Source organism: Propionibacterium acidifaciens DSM 21887, assembly GCF_000426605.1.
Taxonomy (GTDB): Bacteria; Actinomycetota; Actinomycetes; order Propionibacteriales; family Propionibacteriaceae; genus Propionibacterium; species Propionibacterium acidifaciens.
This window is the reverse complement of sequence record NZ_AUFR01000045.1, coordinates 1-16,048: the sequence shown is the minus strand read 5'-3', so window position 1 is coordinate 16,048 and position 16,048 is coordinate 1. Positions and strand designations below refer to the sequence as shown.

17 protein-coding genes are annotated in these 16,048 nt (G+C 68.3%); 4 read left to right on the top strand and 13 right to left on the bottom strand.

Going from position 1 to position 16,048, the window contains the following annotated elements:
* The 4 genes from K336_RS17990 to K336_RS0111565 form a co-directional block, all read left to right on the top strand.
* On the top strand, positions 1 to 328 hold a 328-nt coding region (locus K336_RS17990; RefSeq protein ID WP_028707115.1), incomplete at its 5' end, for a transposase family protein.
* Entirely contained in the window at positions 226 to 573 is a 348-nt protein-coding gene (locus K336_RS20235) for a nucleic acid/nucleotide deaminase domain-containing protein (protein WP_081660812.1), read from the top strand. The genes K336_RS17990 and K336_RS20235, both read left to right, overlap by 103 nt.
* Positions 570 to 1,082 (top strand): SUKH-4 family immunity protein, encoded by a 513-nt coding sequence (locus K336_RS17980; protein WP_021798826.1) that lies wholly within the window; start codon positions 570 to 572, stop codon positions 1,080 to 1,082. Before K336_RS20235 ends, K336_RS17980 begins: the two co-directional genes overlap by 4 nt.
* 783 nt (positions 1,083 to 1,865) lie before the next feature.
* Entirely contained in the window at positions 1,866 to 2,309 is a 444-nt protein-coding gene (locus K336_RS0111565) for a transposase (protein ID WP_028707114.1), read from the top strand.
* A 193-nt stretch (positions 2,310 to 2,502) separates the two neighbouring features.
* On the opposite strand, the gene ilvD is transcribed toward K336_RS0111565, so the two are convergent.
* The 13 genes from ilvD to K336_RS0111495 all read right to left on the bottom strand — a co-directional run.
* Positions 2,503 to 4,347 carry a dihydroxy-acid dehydratase gene (gene ilvD / locus K336_RS0111560; RefSeq protein WP_028707113.1) on the bottom strand — a complete coding sequence of 615 codons (1,845 nt, stop codon included), beginning with the start codon at positions 4,345 to 4,347 and terminating at the stop codon, positions 2,503 to 2,505.
* A 114-nt stretch (positions 4,348 to 4,461) separates the two neighbouring features.
* Entirely contained in the window at positions 4,462 to 4,887 is a 426-nt protein-coding gene (locus K336_RS0111555; protein WP_155945096.1) for a hypothetical protein, read from the bottom strand.
* Between the two features lie 67 nt (positions 4,888 to 4,954).
* A complete protein-coding gene (locus K336_RS0111550) occupies positions 4,955 to 5,974 on the bottom strand; it encodes a zinc-dependent alcohol dehydrogenase family protein (protein WP_028707111.1) in 1,020 nt (339 codons plus the stop codon).
* A gap of 218 nt (positions 5,975 to 6,192) precedes the next feature.
* A complete protein-coding gene (locus K336_RS0111545) occupies positions 6,193 to 8,604 on the bottom strand; it encodes an ABC transporter permease (RefSeq protein ID WP_155945095.1) in 2,412 nt (803 codons plus the stop codon).
* Positions 8,605 to 8,609: 5 nt separating this feature from the next.
* A complete protein-coding gene (locus K336_RS0111540; protein WP_211223502.1) occupies positions 8,610 to 9,362 on the bottom strand; it encodes an ABC transporter ATP-binding protein in 753 nt (250 codons plus the stop codon).
* 613 nt (positions 9,363 to 9,975) lie between these two features.
* Positions 9,976 to 10,248 carry an HPr family phosphocarrier protein gene (locus K336_RS0111530; RefSeq protein ID WP_028707107.1) on the bottom strand — a complete coding sequence of 91 codons (273 nt, stop codon included), beginning with the start codon at positions 10,246 to 10,248 and terminating at the stop codon, positions 9,976 to 9,978.
* A gap of 4 nt (positions 10,249 to 10,252) precedes the next feature.
* On the bottom strand, positions 10,253 to 10,612 hold the full coding sequence (locus K336_RS0111525) for a PTS glucitol/sorbitol transporter subunit IIA (RefSeq protein ID WP_028707106.1): 360 nt from the start codon (positions 10,610 to 10,612) through the stop codon (positions 10,253 to 10,255).
* Positions 10,613 to 10,710: 98 nt separating this feature from the next.
* A complete protein-coding gene (gene srlE, locus K336_RS0111520; RefSeq protein WP_028707105.1) occupies positions 10,711 to 11,760 on the bottom strand; it encodes a PTS glucitol/sorbitol transporter subunit IIB in 1,050 nt (349 codons plus the stop codon).
* Between the two features lie 27 nt (positions 11,761 to 11,787).
* Entirely contained in the window at positions 11,788 to 12,339 is a 552-nt protein-coding gene (gene srlA / locus K336_RS0111515; RefSeq protein WP_021797462.1) for a PTS glucitol/sorbitol transporter subunit IIC, read from the bottom strand.
* Entirely contained in the window at positions 12,336 to 12,890 is a 555-nt protein-coding gene (locus tag K336_RS16245; RefSeq protein ID WP_021797458.1) for a transcriptional regulator GutM, read from the bottom strand. Before K336_RS16245 ends, srlA begins: the two co-directional genes overlap by 4 nt.
* 1 nt (position 12,891) lies before the next feature.
* Positions 12,892 to 14,802: a BglG family transcription antiterminator gene (locus K336_RS0111505; protein WP_028707104.1), complete on the bottom strand. Its 1,911-nt coding sequence runs from the start codon at positions 14,800 to 14,802 to the stop codon at positions 12,892 to 12,894.
* Positions 14,803 to 14,892: 90 nt separating this feature from the next.
* On the bottom strand, positions 14,893 to 15,693 hold the full coding sequence (locus K336_RS0111500) for a sorbitol-6-phosphate dehydrogenase subunit (RefSeq protein ID WP_021797465.1): 801 nt from the start codon (positions 15,691 to 15,693) through the stop codon (positions 14,893 to 14,895).
* 10 nt (positions 15,694 to 15,703) lie between these two features.
* Positions 15,704 to 16,048: transposase family protein (locus K336_RS0111495; protein ID WP_028707103.1), on the bottom strand; the 345-nt coding region annotated here is incomplete at its 5' end.

Genomic DNA, 16,048 nt, shown 5'->3' with positions numbered 1-16,048 from the left:
GGCCCCGGGCTCCACCCACGACGCGAAAGCCATCCGGCACACCGGCCTGCTCGACCACTTCCCCGACCCCCCGCCGATGGCCGACAAGGGCTACACCGGGCTGGGCATGATCACCCCGGAACGAAAACCTGCCGGCGGTGAACTCACAGAAACCCAGAAACAGTACAACAAGGCCATCAACACGCTACGCGCCCCGGTTGAACGAGCAATCGCCAACCTCAAAACCTGGCGGACACTCCACACCGGCTACCGAAGACCCCTGCACACCTTCCCCGAAACCATCACGGCCATCATCGCCCTAGAATTCTTCAAAAACAGTTTTGCATAACCCTCATAGCTAGATCTGGAGGTGGAGGCCACGCTGAAACCAATGCGATAAATCAATATGGCGATAGAATCATTGATCTTTACACAGAAAGACGCCCTTGCTCCAGCTGTATGGATGAGTTAAACAAGATGAAAAACCCACCAGGAATAACATATTCATTCCCATGGACCTCTGGTGATGCAGGAGTTCAAACAGTTTCAAATCAGGCCTTGGGAAATGCTGTACGAGGATTATTTGGGAGATGATTGTGACCCTAATTATAGATAAAACTCCTTGGAGCTCCACTTGCATCAACCCCGAATGGGAAAAATTTTGCCCTCTCGCTGAATTAGAAAGGATTCCCAATGAAGTTTATGGAGTCTTCACTCGTGCTGCAAAGCCTAGTCAGACGGAAGACTCTACGTGTTTAATAATTGGAACACCGCCATACGACATTTACGTAGAAGAGAACAACAATGGCGTGTGGAAGAGACGGGTAACTTCACATGTTTTCGTCAATTCAAGTATTGAGTCGTTTATCTATTTTCTTAACGTATTCGCAGACTCGTACCCCTATTACTCAGATGACGATGATTCAGAGTTCATACAGCTGAAAGCAAAAGAGATTGCCGAAACTTTAAAACCTGTCGATCCACCCGCTTTTTCCCGTGCAGATTATTTCTGGCCGATGCTTCTGGAAGATTTTGTCTCTTATGCCGAATTTTCTACAGAATTTCTTAAAGCCGAATATGGCGTTGATGGAATCGATGGATGATTGCCGGCGGTCGGTTTGGGTTCATCCGTATGACGAAGTCTACGCAATAATGGTATCGGCTGGTGAATTTCTCACCTGTTTCGGCAAGTATGGTTGACACGAAACGAATCCCATTTATAGCGAAACCCTTTTATAAGTTTGCTGCGCTGTTTCGGATGCAATAGAGATATGAGGTTTAGGCCACGCCGGAAGAAATCGCCGTCCTGATCAGATGAATGAAGCTGCCCGGCAGTCACGTGCTCGTCAGGATGAAGGCCGAAGCGATCCTGTATACCTCTGAAGGAGTCGGAATCGACATCATCGCGAAAATGGTTGAGCGCGCTGAGAGGACAGTGCAGGAATGGCGGGGCACGCGGATGTGCTCGGTCCTGACTGGGCACGCCGGGAACCAGAACGCAGCGAAACCCACTCGCGCGCAGGAGCAAGAACTAAAGACCATCCTGACCCAGCCGCTCTCCCGGTCTGGTGTCCACGCCGAGTTCTGGGACGTCTCGGCGATACGTGAGGTCGTGAAGATCCTTGTTCGACGCCGAACACCAGACGGACTCCTCCTACCAGATGCTCCTGCGCCTGTGCGGGCTGAGCCTCGAACTGCCGAGAACCAGTTCGACAAGCGCTGCGACAAGCCGGCCATCACCCGGCGCATGACCGAGGTGAAAACCCAAGTCGAGGCTCTGCTGGACCAGGGCTGGGAGGTCCACACCACAGACGAGGAGTACCTCGAGCACGAAGCCGAGAACCGCAGCATGCAGCTCCCCGAAGGGGTAGCGAACCGAACTTCACGTGGACCGGCAGAGGACGTCCCAGTCCTTCTTCGGCGCCCCCTCCCCGACCAGCAGAACAGTCACGCCGTACCCGATCGAGGGGAACCAGAACACCGAGCAGACAACCCTCGCGCTGGAACGGCTACAGCGTGAAACCAAGACCGACCGGCTCGCTGTCGTCCTGGACGACGCCCGATTCCACCACGCGAGAGCGTTGACCGCCCTCCACGAGCCCGGTCAGCTGCTGGAACGCATCACACCGACCCATCCGCCGCCGTACGCGCCCGACCACAACCCGGCCGGGCACGTCCGGAACACGGCCAGGAACAACACCGCCACCATCCAGCACGAGACCCCCGAAGAAACCCTCGGCGCGTCCGCCTCATACGTCACCGGCCGCGCCTTCGACTACGACTTCGAACACCTCCCACCTCGCGAAACCAGAAACGATTTTGTTTCATGACGGCCATAGTCAGAGCCGGGTTTGTCAAGAGTCTTGAATAGGCTTCCGGGAATTGGGATAACCAACTCGTGAACATCAGACCGACCACGCGTCGTACGACACGCCGCGCCCCGACACCCGGCAACGGTCAGGCGTCCCCATGCAACCAGCACGGGGCGCCTGACCCTGCCATCTGACAGGGGACCCCCACGTATCAGTCGAGCCTGCGGCGGGCGGCGCCCTTGTCGGCGCTCTGGGCGAGCAGGGCGAAGACCTTGAGCGCGTTCGAGACCTCACGGTCGCGGTGGCGGGGCCGCCAGCCGGCCTCGTCCTGCTCGGCGCGGCGTCTCGCCAGCTCCTCGTCCGACACCCGCACGCTGATCGTGCGGCCCGGGATGTCGATGTCGATGATGTCGCCGTCGCGCACCAGGCCGATCGCGCCGCCGGCGGCCGCCTCGGGGCTGATGTGGCCCAGCGACAGGCCCGAACTGCCGCCCGAGAAGCGCCCGTCGGTGATGAGCGCGCACTGGGGGCCGAGCCCCACCCCCTTGAGGTAGCTCGTGGGGTAGAGCATCTCCTGCATGCCGGGGCCGCCCTTGGGGCCCTCGTAGCGGACGACGACCACGTCGCCGGCCTTCACCCGGCCGCCGAGGATGTGCTCGACGGCCTCCTCCTGGGACTCGGTGACGTGCGCCGGGCCGCTGAACACGAACTGGTCGGCGGGCACGCCGGCCGACTTCACGACGCAGCCGTCGACGGCGATGTTGCCGTGCAGCACGGCCAGACCGCCGTCGGCGGTGTACGCATGGGCGACGTCGTGGATGCAGCCGTTGACGGGGTCGGTGTCGAGCTCGTCGTAGCGGTTCGTCGAGCCGAACATCTCGGTGGTGCGCACGCCGCCGGGCGCGGCGTGGAACAGCTCGACGGCCTCGGGCAGCGCCGAGCCGCCGCGCACGTCCCAGTCATCCAGGAAGGACGCCATGGAGTCGTGGTGCACCGAGTGGACGCCGAGGTCGAGCAGGCCGCCGCGGCGCAGCTCGCCGAGGATCGCCGGGATGCCGCCGGCCCGGTGGACGTCCTCGAGGAAGTACTCGTTGGTGTTCGGGGCCACCTTGCACAGGCAGGGCACCCGGCGCGAGAGCTCGTCGATGTCGTCCTGGTCGAAGTCGACGCCGGCCTCCTGGGCGGCGGCCAGCAGGTGGAGGATCGTGTTCGTCGAGCCGCCCATGGCGATGTCCATCGTCATGGCGTTGGCGAAGGCCTCACGGGTGGCGATCGAGCGGGGCAGCACGGAATCGTCGTCGGCGTCGTACCAGCGGCGGGCGTTGGCGACGACGAGCCGGCCCGCCTCGGCGAAGAGGGCCCGGCGGGCGTTGTAGGTGGCCAGCGTCGTGCCGTTGCCGGGCAGCGCCAGGCCGAGGGCCTCGGTGAGGCAGTTCATCGAGTTCGCGGTGAACATGCCCGAGCAGGATCCGCAGGTGGGGCAGGCGTTGGCCTCCATGCGCGCCAGCTCGGCGTCCGACACGGAGTCGTCGGCCGAGGCGGTCATCGGGTGGATGAGGTCGAGCCGGGAGCTCGTCGTGCCGTCGTCGTTGGTGATCGGCCTGCCGGACTCCATGCCGCCTCCGGAGACGAAGACGGTCGGGATGTTCAGCCGCAGGGCGGCCAGCAGCATGCCGGGGGTGATCTTGTCGCAGTTGGAGATGCACACGAGCGCGTCGGCCTGGTGGGCGTTGCACATGTACTCGACGGAGTCGGCGATGATCTCGCGGCTGGGCAGCGAGTAGAGCATGCCCCCGTGGCCCATGGCGATGCCGTCGTCGACGGCGATCGTGTTGAACTCCTTGGCGACGCCGCCGGCCTCCTTCACCGCGTCGGCGACGATCCGGCCGACCTCGCGCAGCCCGACGTGCCCGGGCACGAACTCGGTGAACGAGTTGGCGACGGCGACGATCGGCTTCCCGAAGTCGTCGTCGCCCATGCCGGTGGCGCGCCACAGGGCGCGGGCACCGGCCATCGGGCGCCCCTCGTACGTGATGCGTGAGCGCAGTGTTGGCATTGCCGGGTCCTTTCCTCGCCCCCAAGAGTAGGGCTCCCCAGGATTACGGACCGCTGCCGACCACAACGTGTCCGGGCGGTCCGACGGGACGATCCCGCCGGGCGCCCGCCGTCCTCAGCCCTGGCCGGCGTCGGCCACCCTCCAGTCGGCGCCGTCCCTGACGAGGATCCATTCCCACCCGTAACTCGTGTTGCGGGTGAACGAGGGATGCGCCCGGCGCCCCGTGGTGAACCTCGAATCGAGCACGAGGACGTTCTCGGCGCCGTACTCGTCCTGGTACTCCGGCTCGCGGTCCGCTCTCCCGTCGAACCACAGATCGGTCAGCGTGCAGTCCTCGTAGCCTCCGGCGAACTCCCGCTCGACGGCGTCCATCGCGGCATCGATGTCCTGCCGGCTGCGGCCCCCGGCGTCGACCACCCGCCTGCTGACATGGCTCGTGTCCCCGTTCCCGGGCGGCAGCAGGAGGAACAGGGCCCCCGCCAGCAGCGCCAGGACGCCCACGGCAGCGGTGACGGCGACCACGATTCCTCTGCGGCTCACGGTTCTCCTTCTCAGCCGTCGCCCCGACCCGGGGCCCCGGCGCGGCTGCGTCCTCGTCGTCCCCGCCTCAGGGCTCCAGCAGCACCTTGATGGCGCGGCGCTCGTCCATCGCCCGGTAGCCCTCGGCCGCCCGCTCCAGCGGCAGGCGCATGGTGAAGACCCTGCCGGGGTCGATCTCCTTCCTCAGGATCCGGTCGATGAGGTCGGGCAGGAAGCGACGCACCGGTGCGGGGCCGCCGTGCAGGTGCACCTCGGAGAAGAACAGGGCGCCGCCGTCGATCTGCTGGTCGTGGCTGACGCCGACGAAACCGATGTTGCCGCCGGGGCGGCAGCAGGCGATGGCCTGATCCATGGACACCTGGTTGCCGACCGCCTCGACGACGCTGTGGGCGCCCAGGCCGCCGGTGAGCTCCTTGACCCTGGCCGCGCCCTCGTCGCCGCGCTCGGCGACGACGACATCGGCGCCGAACTCGCGCGCCAGGGCCGCGCGGTCCTCGTGGCGGGACATTGCGATGACCCTCTCGGCGCCGAGCGTCTTCGCGGCGAGCACCGCGGACAGGCCCACCGCGCCGTCCCCGACGACGGCGACGGTCCGGCCCGGGCCGGCCTCGGCGGCGACCGCACCGAACCAGCCGGTGCCGAGCACGTCGGAGGCGGCCAGCAGGGAGGCGAGCAGCTCCGGGTCGTCGGGTCTGCCGCCGGGCACGACGACGAGGGTGCCGTCGGCCTGCGGCACCCGGGTGTACTGGGCCTGCGTGTCGCCCATGAAGCCGCCGTTGACGCAGCGGGACTGGTATCCGGAGGCGCAGATCTCGCAGCTGTTGTCGGACAGGCAGAAGGAGCCGACGACGAAGTCGCCGACCGCGACGTTCTTCACCTCGGAACCGACCTCGACGACCGTGCCGATGTACTCGTGGCCCATCGGGGACTCCTCGACGGGCTGGAGGCCGCGGTAGGGCCACAGGTCGGAGCCGCAGATGCAGGCGATCTCGACCCTGAGGACGGCGTCGGTCGGTTCGACGACGTGGGGGACCGGGCGGTCCTCGACGGTGACGTCGCCGGGAGCGTGCATGATGACGCCGCGCATGGTCTCGTCCATGTGGTGGTCTCCTCTGATCATGGAAGAAGGGCATGTCACCCGGGACAAGGGATGACGTCTTCCAGACTAGGTCTCATGGGCAAGCCGGGTCCGCAGCCGCGCGGCCGCCGGGCCCGGCGCGCAGCCGGCTGCGCATGCCGGGGCCGGCGGCTCGCGTGCAGGACGCCCGGCCTCGGCGGGGCCGGGCGTCCGGTTCGTCCTCGCGCTCACTCCTGCACGCGCAGCGCCTCGCCCGGCGGGATCCGGCGCACGTGGAGCAGGTGGAGGGCGGCCACCAGCAGATAGGCGCCGAGGGCGATGGCGATCTCCTCGGCCACCATGACCGGGGGCACAGCGAGCACGAAGTTCACGTCGTAGCCGATGAAGACCCGCGCGATGCCCCACGCGAGGAACCGGACGACGAGCACGGGGCTCACGAGCAGGGAGGCCATGACGGTCAGCGTCACGGTGCGCACGTAGACCGCCGAGACCTCGTCGTCGCGGTACCCGAGCACCTTGAGCAGGGAGATCGTGCGGGCGCCCCGGTCGATGACCGTCTTCGTCAGCAGGTGGACGACGATGACGAAGACGAGGATCGCGAGGACGGCGGCCATCCGCATGATCGTGGAGGCCGAGGCCGAGACCTGGTCGGCGGCGGTGCGCACGTCCTGCTCGGTCATGACCGAGGCGACGGCCTCGGACGGCAGCTCGAGCGCGCTGTCGGACAGATAGCCGTTGAAGGCGTCGGGCGCCTCGCCCAGCATCCCGTTGAGTTCGGCGCGCGACAGATAGACGCGCACATCGGTGCTGTTGCCCCGGGTGCCCGCGACGGTGAACCGGTACTGCGTGCCCGTGTACCTGTCGGTGAGAGTGAGCTCGTCGCCCACCCGGACGTCCGTCTTGTCCAGCAGACCCGCGCCGACGACGACGCGGCCGTCGGCCACGTCGAGGCCGCCGAGGTGGGGCGAGTCCGTGTCGATGCCGAGGAGCTGCACGTCCATCGGCCCGGCGTCCCAGCGGCGCTCGACCCGCAGGACGGTCGTGGTGATGCGCTCGGCCGAGGCCCCGGCGCCGGGGTCGGGGCCCGCGTCGGCCGGGTCGACCGGCGCGCTCAGCGCGTAGGTGTAGGCGGCGGGCAGATCGGCGATGGTGTCCTCGGTGTAGTTGTCGACGATCGGCAGGAAGGACAGGCCCGCCATGAGGAGGAAGCTGGACAGGACGATGCCGGCGAAGAGCGTGGCGAAGGCGGCCCTGGCCTGCAGCAGCAGGCGCAGGCGGAATCTCGTGCGGAAGGGCAGCCGCGCGGGCAGGTGCACCGCGCGGTGTCCGCGGCGGCGGTGCTCGTGGCGCAGGAACTGGAGCGGGGTGCGGCGCAGCGCGCGGACCAGGCCGAGGGCCGTGATGCCGATGAGGAGGACCAGCGGCAGCACCGTCGTGAGCAGGAGGGCCCGCACCGAGAAGCTCGCCGTGCAGGACGGCAGGCTGTACATGTCGTAGTAGATGCTCCGCATCGGGGCGGTCAGCACCGTGTGGCCGAGGATGTTGCCGGCCAGGCAGGCGGTCGCGCCGACGAGCGCCGGCAGGGCGAGGTAGTGGCGCAGCAGCTCGCCGCGGCGCCAGCCGGAGGCCAGCAGCGTGCCGATCACCGAGCTCTCGGACTCGATCGTCGCCGAGGAGATGACGGTGACGATGAAGGCCACGACGACGACGAGGACGATGAGCAGCCAGGTGATGAAGACCGAGTCGTGGTCGACGTCGTCGATCCCGTAGGTGATGCCCATGTTGTCGTCCGCGTCGATGAGCGAGGTCACCCGGGCCCCGGCGGCGACGAGACGGGCCGCCGCGTCGGTCTCGACGTCGTGGCGCTCGCCGGCGGTGAGGGTGCCGTCGCCGTCGGTGAGCGCGGAGCCGTCGAGGCCGACGTGCGCGGTGGTGTCGGCCGACAGGGCGTCGTCGAGGAAGAAGGAGCCGGTGAAGGCGGTCGGGACGCCGCCGACGCCGTCCAGGCGCTTCCAGCCCTCGGGGGTCACCGTGCCGACCCCGAAGGTCAGGGTGTTCATGACGATGCCCGAGTTCGTCTTGAACAGGGCCGTGTAGTCGGGGAGCGTGACGAGGCCGCTGATCGTCCAGCTCGTGCCGGCGGCGGTGACGGTGTCTCCGACGCCCAGCCGGTGCGCCCTGGCGAAGGTCGTGTCGAGGGCGAGTTCGTCGTCGGCGGCGGGCATCGCGCCCTCGTGGAGCGCTTCGAGGTCGAAGCCGTCGCGCGGCGTGTGGAGGCGCAGGGTGACCGTCGCGTCCGGGTCCTCGCCGTCGGCCAGGTGGGCGGCGTCGATGACCAGGGGCGTGTCGCGGGAGCGGTTGTCGTGCATCTCGAGGCCGGCGTCGGAGAGCACCCGGGACTGCTCGTCGGTGAGCTCCGCGGCCGTGGTGATGCGCCCGTCCTCGACGGCGTAGTCCGCGCGGAGCGTGTGCGTGGTCTTCGTGATGGAGGCGGCCGCGGACAGATAGCCGGTGCCGGTGGCCGAGACGGCGAGCAGGAGCACCAGGATCGCCGCCCAGCGGCCGGCGTTGGCGCGCAGCTGGCGGGGCAACCGGTGACGCAGCGGGCTGCGCGGGCGGGCGGCGGGGGATCCGGTCACGGCGCTCACCACTCGAGCTCGGACGCCGCCACCGGATGCTCGGCGACCTCGTTCTGCACGAGCCGGCCGTCGCGCAGCCGCAGGGTGCGGTGCGCCATGGCGCCGATGGCGTCGTTGTGGGTGACAATGACGATGGTGCAGCCGTGGATGCGGTTGACGCGCTCGAGGACGCCGAGCACCTCCTTGCTCGTCTCGTGGTCGAGGGCGCCGGTGGGCTCGTCGCACAGGAGCAGATCGGGCTTCTTCACCAGGGCGCGTCCGATGGCGCAGCGCTGCTGCTGGCCGCCGGAGACCTGGCGGGGCAGCTTGTCGCGGTGCTCCCACAGGCCCAGGTCGCGGAGGAGCCCGTCGACGTCGAGGGGCTCGGGGACGAGGCAGGCGCAGACCTCGATGTTCTCGCGCACGGTGAGATCGGGGACCAGGTTGTAGAACTGGAAGACGAAGCCGAGCATCCGTCGGCGGTAGGCGACGAGGCGTCGCCCGGCGAGCGCGGTGACCTCCTCGCCGTCCACGACGACGGTCCCGGAGTCGGCCGGTTCCAGGCCGCCCACGAGGTTGAGGAAGGTCGACTTGCCCGAGCCCGAGGGGCCCAGCAGCACGCAGATCTCGCCCCTGCCCAGTTCCAGGGTGACGTCGTCGAGGACGGTGGTGCGTGCCCCGTCCCGGCCGAAGCTCTTCGTCAGATGCTCCACGCGGGCGAGGTCGGGCGCCTCCCCGCGGGGTGCAGGATCCGGGGCGGTGCAGGATACGGTGGACACGGCGGGCTCCTAAGTTCAGGCTGCCCTAAGCATAGGAATGAACGGGGCCTTCCGACAGGGGAGCGGTCCTCCGTCAGGAGGGGCGATCCTCCGCAGGGAGTGTACCTGTCAGCGGTCGGCTGGCGCCGTCAGGCCCGGTGGCGGCGCTTCCCGGATCATTCGTGCCGGATCGTTCGTGGCTTCCCGGGCCGCGAGGACGTGATCGGCGCTCTCGAACAGGGCGTGGCGGCACTTCCCGGATCGTTCGTGGTTTCCAGGGCCGCGGACGGCGAGACCGTTCTCACCGTGCTGCGCGTGGCGGCACTTCCCGGATCGTTCGTGCGACAGGGGCTGTACGTCATGCCGGGTCCGGCGACCGGCCGTGGCCCCTCCCGACGGGGCCACCACCAGGATGAGGGGACGGGGAGTCTCTGACCGGCTCGGCTCTTGGGTCCTCCGCGCTTCGTCCATCGGCCCGCACCTCGTCCGTCGGCCCGTACCTCGTCCGTCGGTTCGCACCTCGCTTTTCGGTTCGCACCCGGGTTATGTCCGAGGTGCGAGCACAAAGGTGAGGTGGGAATGGTGGGGGCGCCCGTGTCGGTGGGCGCCCCCTCATCCGCTCGAGGGGTCGACCTCATCCGCTCGAGGGGTCGACGCGGAGCCCGAGCTGGGCGGCGACGGCTTCGAGGGCCTCGTCCTCGTCGATGCCGTCGGCGAGGACGAGCACCTCGTCACCGGGGCCGATGCCGAGCGCCATGACCCTGAGCTGGTTGGTGAGCGAGGCCCGCCCGTCGTGGCAGCTCAGCCACACCGACGACTTGAAGCGCCCGGCGGTTCGCGCCAGGAGCGCCGCCGCCCGCGCGTGCACCCCCAGCGGGTCGCCGATGGTGACGGATCTGCCGATCATCGGCTCAGTTCTCGATGGAGATCGTTGAACCGATCGTCAGCGCAGGGGCCTCGCCCTGCACATGCAGAGTGCCCTCGAGCTGGGCCCGGGCGGCGCCGTCGAAGTTCAGCGTGATGTGGCCCAGCCCGTCCAGGTTCTTGCGGACGAGGCCGCCGACCGCGGTGATCGGGTAGGCGGTGCCGTCGATGACGAGCCGGTCGCCCGGCCTGATGTCGTCGGCGGACCGGTTGATGTCGATGGTGAAGCAGAAGTCTGCGAGTGAGGCGGGGGCCCCGTCGCCGAACAGGACGTACATGCCCTGCTCCGCGAACGAGGCGGCCTCGGGGCCGATCCCCCTGACGGTGGTGGTGTAGATCTGAGCCATGTCGGTCTCCTTGTCGTTGCGCTGCGCCGGGCGCAGCATGCGATCGGGTGGATGAGGTCGGTCGGGTCGGTGAGGGGCGCCGGGGCGTCCCGGCGGGGTCAGGCCGCGTAGAGGCCGACGGAGGCGAGCCAGGCGACCGCCACGCGCGGCACGCCGTTGACGAAGCGCGAGTAGAGCACGGCCGGGACGCCGATCTCGACCGTCTCCGCCTCGGCCTCTGCCAGGCCCAGGGCGACCGGGATGAAGTCGCAGCCGTTCTGGGTGTTGATGGCGAACAGGGCCGGCAGGGACAGGCTCGGGCTGACGGCGCCCTTGCCGATCTCGACGCCGATGAGGGTCCCGATGATCTGGGCGATGACCCCGCCCGGGCCGAGCAGCGGCGACAGGAACGGCAGCGAACAGATGAGGCCGAGCACCAGCAGACCCGGGCCGGAGCCGACGAGCGGGGTCAGGAAGTGGGTGAACCAGTTGCCCAGGCCCGAGGCCTTGATGATGCCGATCAGCATGGCGACGAAGCCCATGAACGGCAGGATCGTCGTGATCATCGTCTGGATGGCGTCGCGGCCGGCCTGGTAGAAGATCGCGATGACTCTGCCCGCCCCCAGGCCGATTCTCTCGAGCAGGTTCTTCCTCCTCTTCTGCGCCAGCGCCTCCGAGACCTTCATGTCGGACGAGTAGTGCACGGCGTCGTCGGCGTCCTGTGCCGCGGGCCCGGCCGGAGTCGTGCTCTCGGCGCCGTCCGGCGCCGCGGCCCGTCCGGCCGGGGTCGCGCCCGGGTCGGCGAGGCTCACCTGGTCGGGGCCGACGGCCGAGACGTAGATGGACTCGTTGATGAACTGGGCCAGCGGGCCGGCCTTGCCGGTCGGCATGACGTTGACGGTCGGGATGCCCTTCTTCGGATAGAGCCCGCAGCGCAGGGTTCCGCCGCAGTCGATGACGACGACGGCCGTCTCCTCGTCGGGGACCGAGGTGCCGAAGCCGTTGACCGACTCCATCCCGGACAGCTCCTCCATCCGGTCGACGACCTCGGGCTTGGCGCCGCCGCCGACGATGTAGACGATCTTGTTCCTCGTCCCGCTGGCGCTGACGGTCAGGGGGCCGCCGTAGCCGGAGTTCCCGCGCGTGATGGTGATTGCCTGGTGTGTCATGTGAAGGGTTCCTCTCTTCTCGCGCGGCTACGCGGCGGCCCGGAGTTCGCGGCGGAGCCTGACGCCCTGCTGCCTCTCGACCCACCGGGTGATGAAGTCGGTGCTCCAGCCGCCCAGGAAGTTCATGAGCAGGCCGACGAGCAGATAGCGGATGGCCAACGGCATCGTCGGCAGACCGAGCTGGTCGATGCCGTTGGCGATGCCGAGCCAGACGAACAGCTCGCCCGGGTTGATGTGCGGGAAGACGCCGTTGCTGGTGTGGCAGAACTGCATTCCGGCCGCTGCGTAGGAGGGCTTGTAGAACTCGGGCAGGAAGCGCCCGAGCGACAGGGCCATCGGGTTGCCCAGCATGAAGGCGCCGAGGAACGGCAGAACCATGTAGCGGGTGACGGGGTTGCCGGCGGCGTGCCGGGCCAGGCCGTTGATGCGGTCCTCGCCGATCATGCCGATGATGGAGTTCATGAAGATGATGAGCACGAGGACGAGGGGGACCGTCGTGCCCATCCATCCGATGAAGGTGTTGGCGCCCTCCTGGAACAGGCCGATGAACCATTCGGCCGCCTTGACGATGACGTTCATGAGATCACTCCTTCCAGTCGAGTGGGTGGGGTCGACCGCACGACTCTCCTGCGGGCCGTGGCGGTGGTGGCGGGCCGGCCGGGGGAGCCCGCCCGGCGGCGGGCCCGTCCCGTCCCGGCGCGGCCGGGAAGCCTTTCGAGCAGCCGGCCGAGCGGGCCGGGCGGATCCTCGGGCACGCCCCCGTTCCGGGCCGTCGCCCAGTTCTCCTGGGCGTTCGCCACGGCGAGCCGCAGTCCCCTGGGGCAGCGGCGCAGCGCGGCCGGGTCGAAGTCGTCGATGCGGCGCCCGGTGACGCCGTCCAACGGTTTGAACCGGGCCATGACGGTCAGGCCCGACATGGCCCTGGCGTCGATGACGGTGCCGTCCCCGTCGAGGAGCAGCATCGCGATGGCACCGGCGCTGAAGGCGTTCTTGCGCTTGCCGATCGCGACCCTGCCGCGCCTGCGCAGCGCGCCGTAGGACGATGAGAAGTCCTTCATCTGCACGGCGGCCAGGTGCATCTGGGCCAGACAGGCCGCGCCGAGCGCGGTGAGGACGAACCAGTAGTTCATGTCAGTTCTCCTTGAGGTGGGCCGGATCGTTCGTCATGTGGAAGAAGAACTGCTCGTACGAGGTGAGTCGGCAGATCCGGTCGAGGCCGGGCCGGTCGGCGGCCAGCCGGATGACCTCGTCGTAGATGTCGACGAGGACCGTGTCGTCGTAGTCGCCCTTGTCGGGCACTCCGAGCAGGATGAGGAGGCGCAACCCGTCGGAGTCCCCGCTGCGCGGGACGACGCCGACGGCCAGGACGATGCGGTCCGAGCCCTCGGGCAGGGTGGCGTGCGGGAAGGCGACCTGCGGGCTGAGGAGCATCGACGCCCGCTCCTGGCGCTCTCGGACGCGTTCGCGGAAGCCGGGCGGCACTTCTCCGGCGGCGACGAGCCGGTCGAGCATGCTCGCGAGCAGCTCCTCGTGGTCGTCGGCCGGGTCGAGGACCACGAAGCGCTCGGCGGTGAGCAGACCGGCCAGCAGCGAGCGGGTGCCGGCGCCGAGCAGGACGTCGACGCCCTTGTCGAAGCGCAGCCGGTTGATGTGGTGCAGCAGCTCCTCGCGGTCGAAGACCTCGGTCAGGCGGATCAGCGGGGCGTCCGTGCGCAGCGGCCGGTCGGTCGTCGCGACGACGAGGTCGAAGCCGTCCAGGCCGTCCTCGTCCGCCTCGTCGAGGCTGAGCAGCTCGTAGCGCGTGGACGGGGCCATCACCGTGGCGAGCTGGAGCTGCACGAGCCGGGCCGAGACGCCGCCGCCGCGGGTGACGACGCCCACCCGGTAGTCGGGGCTGGTCAGCGTGCGGTGCTCCTCGATGAAGACCTGGAAGTACCCGGTGAGCAGCTGCATCTCCTCGTCGGGGAGCCGCAGGCGGAGCTCGCGGTCGATGATCCCGGCCGTGATGGCGGCCATCTGCGCGGCGACGGGGTAGGCGCTGCGCAGATCGCTGGTGGGCGCGGCGGGGATGCGGATGCCGAAGCGCAGCCTGTTGACCATGAAGGCCAGGTGGTGGGCGAAGTTCGTCAGCATCTCCGAGGAGGGGATGTCGATGCCCATCTCGGCGGCGATCTCGGCGAGGATCACGTCGAGCAGGGGGCGGACCTCTGCCGAGGTGGGGAACCGGGCGAGGCGGCGCTCGTCGTGCGGGGTGTGCATGCCGATGACCGGCAGCGTCATGAAGACCGCCTCGTTCGGGTGGACGGGCAGCTGCAGCTCTGCGCCGACCGCGGCGATGAGCTCCGCGCCGAAGGCGTGGGCGCTGCTGGCGCGGACGGCCCCGTACTCCACCGGCAGCGTCTCGAGGGGATGGCCGGTGAGCGTGCGGTCGAGCATGACCGTGTACCAGCGGGTGATCTCCTGGGCCGCGAGGATCGAGATCGAGAAGTCCTCGACGACCCGTTCGACGACCGCCACGAGGTTCTCGTCGAGCGGGTAGCCGGAGTAGACCGCGGGGTAGTGGTGGTCGAGGATGAACAGCCGCTCGCTCAGTTCGTCGCCGTGCCATTCGATGCCCCGGTTGGGGCGCCCGACGATGGTGATGCCGTAGGCGGCGGCGCGCTCGCGCAGCGTGCCCAGGTCGCCGAGGACGGTGGAGCGTCCGACGGACATCTCGTGGGCGAGGTCGTCGACGAGCAGGGGGCCTGCGGCCCGGGCCAGGCGGGCGGTGATGTGCCCGCAGCGGGTGCCGGGATCGTTGAAGGACGTGGAGCCGTCGACGAGTTCGGCGCGCAGCCGCGCGTAGCGGTCCCGGTCGATCACCCACAGGCGGTAGCGGCCCCGGTCGAGACGCACCTGGGCGACCCGGTCGAGGACGGAGTTGAGCTCGCGGACGTCGTTCGTGATCGTCTTCGCGCCGACCCCGAGACGGTCCTGGAGGGCCTCGGGATCGGCGGAGAGATGTCGCTCCAGCTGGAGGAGTATCTCTGCTCGTCTGTTCACGATGATCCTGGTGATGAGAGCGATTCGTGCAACGGTGCATGGGTCGGGCCGGCGGTGGACCGGCGCGGATCGTACGGGGTCGGCGACGGCTCAGCCCCGGGACTTGCCTCCGGTGACGGTGACGGTCGTGCCCGTGATGTAGGCCGAGCGGTCGGAGGCGAGGAAGCACACGACATCGGCCACCTCGTCAAGGGTGCCGGGCCGGCCCAACGGGATGGTCCTGCTGTAGTCGGGCGACAGCCGGTCGACGGTCGTGCTGCGCGTGTAGGCGAGCGCCTCGTTGTAGGCGGGGCTGCGCAGGCCGGTGGGCTCGAGGATGCCGGGGGCCGCGCCCACGACGCGGATGCCCAGCGGGCCGAGCTCCTTGGCCCACGACAGGGTGAAGCCGTTGAGGGCGCCCTTGGTCGCCGAGTACGCCGACTGCCCCTTCGAGCCCTCGGCGCCGGCCTCGGAGGTGATGTTGATGATGGTGCCCGCGCCGGCCCGGACGAGTCGGCGGGTGACGGCCTGGGCCATGAGGAAGGCGCCCTTGACGTTGACGTCGAACATGAAGGCGAAGGACTTCTCGTCCAGCTCGTACTGGGGGGCCTCGCCCCTCGCGTCGACGAGCAGGCGGGGCTGGTTGACGCCGGCGTTGTTGACGAGGGTGGTGATGCGGCCGAAGTGCTCCTCGACGGTGGCGACGGCGGCCTCGACGGCCCCGGCGTCGGTGATGTCCACGCCGACGTCGAGGACGCCGGAGACGTCCACGCCGTCCTCGACGGTCAGGTCGAGGCAGGCGACCTGCGCGCCCGCCGAGCGCAGGCCCTCGACGATGTGCCTGCCGATGCCGGAGTCGCCTCCGGTGACGATGACGACCTTGTCATCAAGATCCAGCCATGTGTTCGACATTGAGGCTTATTCATAGGGTGTAGGTGAATATGATTCCGAGTATTGTTGTGATGGCATCCGGGAGGGCGTCGATGGGGCGTCTATAACCGGTTTTGAGGGTTTTCCATGTTTTGAGGTGGGCGATGACTTGTTCGATCCTCCACCTGATCCGGTCGATGGCCCGGTTGAAGTTCTTGTCGGCCTCGGACAGGGGAAGACCCGGGAGTTTCTTGACAGGGGTGATCAGGCCCATCCCGACATACCCTTTGTCCGCGATGTGAGGCACGGAGGAAGAACCCGGATCGTGGGTCGTGGTCTCGCCCGGACCCTCGAGAAGGCCTGATTCGGTGAGGGCCCGGGCATCATGGACCCGGCC